Here is a 2,152-nt window from a genome sequence, read left to right as displayed (position 1 = left end):
TAAATTGAAATCTTCTAAAAACTCTGATACATTGAAATAGAAATGTAGTTCCATAGTTTTGTAAAGGCTTACAGTTATGTGCACGAAGATCTATTAGGATTGGAGGAAATAATGATGAAAGCTGAAGAAAAATTTTCCCCGGGATTAGATGGTATAGTAGCAGCGGAGACGAAGATCTCGTTTCTTGACACAGTAAAAGGTGAAATTGTAATTCAAGGGTATGATTTAATCGAACTCTCAAAAACAAAAGAGTATTTAGACATTGTGCACCTTTTATTGGAAGAACATCTACCGAATGAGGATGAAAAAGCAACACTTGAAAAGAAATTAAAAGAAGAATACGCGGTACCAGAAGGTGTATTCAACGTATTAAAGGCATTACCGAAAGAAACGCACCCTATGGATGGATTGCGTACAGGTGTGTCCGCATTAGCTGGTTACGATAATGATATTGAAAACCGCTCGTTAGAAGTAAACAAAAGCCGCGGATACAAATTATTGAGTAAAGTACCAAACATTGTAGCGAATAGCTATCATATTTTAAATAATGAAGAGCCAATCGAACCACTTAAGGAATTATCATATAGTGCAAATTTCTTCTATATGTTAACTGGAAAAAAACCGACTGAACTTGAGGAGAAGATCTTTGATCGTTCCCTTGTTTTATATAGTGAACATGAAATGCCAAACTCTACATTTACAGCTCGCGTAATTGCATCAACACAATCAGATTTATTTGGTGCTCTAACAGGTGCAGTTGCATCACTAAAAGGAAGCTTACATGGCGGTGCAAATGAAGCAGTTATGTACATGCTTTTAGAAGCTGGTAATGTTGAGAAGTTTGAAGAGTTGTTACAGAAGAAATTATATAACAAAGAAAAAATTATGGGCTTTGGACACCGTGTTTATATGAAGAAAATGGATCCAAGAGCACTTATGATGAAGGAAGCCTTAAAGCAGTTATGTGATGTAAAAGGTGATTATACACTATATGAAATGTGTGAAGCTGGAGAAAAGATTATGGAGAAGGAAAAAGGAATTTATCCGAACCTTGATTATTATGCAGCTCCAGTATATTGGATGCTTGGTATCCCAATTCAACTTTACACACCAATCTTCTTTAGCTCTAGAACAGTAGGATTATGTGCGCATGTGATTGAGCAACATGCAAATAATCGATTGTTCCGTCCACGTGTAAATTATATTGGCGAGCGACATGTGCTTAGTAAATAAGAACAACTGGGGAGTTGTTAGCGCCGCCCGCCAGATGGGTGTTTGACCGACACCCATCATTAATAATAACGAATTTTCGACAGAAAGGGAAGATTAGCATGATTAAAACAAATGAAATTAAACAAAAAGATGCATTATTAGAAGAGATTACGGATTATGTATTAAATAAAGAGGTTACTAGTGCAGAAGCATTTAGTACTGCTCGCTATGTATTACTAGATACACTTGGATGCGGAATTTTAGCGCTTCAATATCCTGAGTGTACGAAATTACTAGGACCAGTTGTACCAGGAACAATCGTGCCAAACGGTACACGTGTACCAGGAACGTCTTACGTACTAGATCCAGTGAAAGGTGCATTCAATATTGGATGTATGATCCGTTGGTTAGACTATAACGATACTTGGCTTGCAGCAGAATGGGGACATCCATCTGATAACTTAGGCGGAATTTTAGCAGTTGCAGATTATATTAGCCGTGTTCGTATATCAGAAGGAAAAGAACCGTTAAAAGTACGTGAAGTATTAGAAATGATGATTAAAGCTCATGAAATTCAAGGTGTACTTGCTTTAGAAAACAGCTTAAACCGTGTTGGTCTTGACCACGTATTATATGTAAAAGTAGCAACAACTGCTGTAGTTGCGAAAATGCTTGGTGGAACACGTGAAGAAATCTTTAATGCATTATCACATGCTTGGATTGATAATTCTAGTCTTCGTACATATCGTCATGCTCCAAATACTGGATCACGTAAATCATGGGCAGCGGGTGACGCAACGAGCCGCGGTGTTCATCTTGCAATGACTGCTCTAAAAGGTGAAATGGGTTATCCTACAGCATTATCTGCACCAGGATGGGGATTCCAAGATGTATTATTCAATAAACAAGAATTAAAATTAGCTAGACCATTAGAGTCTTA

At 37.3% G+C, this 2,152-nt stretch carries 2 protein-coding genes; both read left to right on the top strand.

Annotation, left to right across the window (positions count from 1 at the left end):
* Window positions 1-111 precede the first annotated feature (111 nt).
* Window positions 112-1,233: a citrate synthase gene (mmgD, locus tag KI369_RS11705; protein ID WP_212956041.1), complete on the top strand. Its 1,122-nt coding sequence runs from the start codon at window positions 112-114 to the stop codon at window positions 1,231-1,233.
* 98 nt (window positions 1,234-1,331) lie between these two features.
* On the top strand, window positions 1,332-2,152 hold an 821-nt coding region (prpD, locus tag KI369_RS11700; RefSeq protein WP_212956040.1), incomplete at its 3' end, for a 2-methylcitrate dehydratase.

Source organism: Bacillus sanguinis (assembly GCF_018332475.1).
Lineage (GTDB): Bacteria > Bacillota > Bacilli > Bacillales > Bacillaceae_G > Bacillus_A > Bacillus_A sanguinis.
The sequence above is the reverse complement of the archived record's forward strand: the minus strand, read 5'-3'. Positions and strand labels throughout refer to the sequence as shown.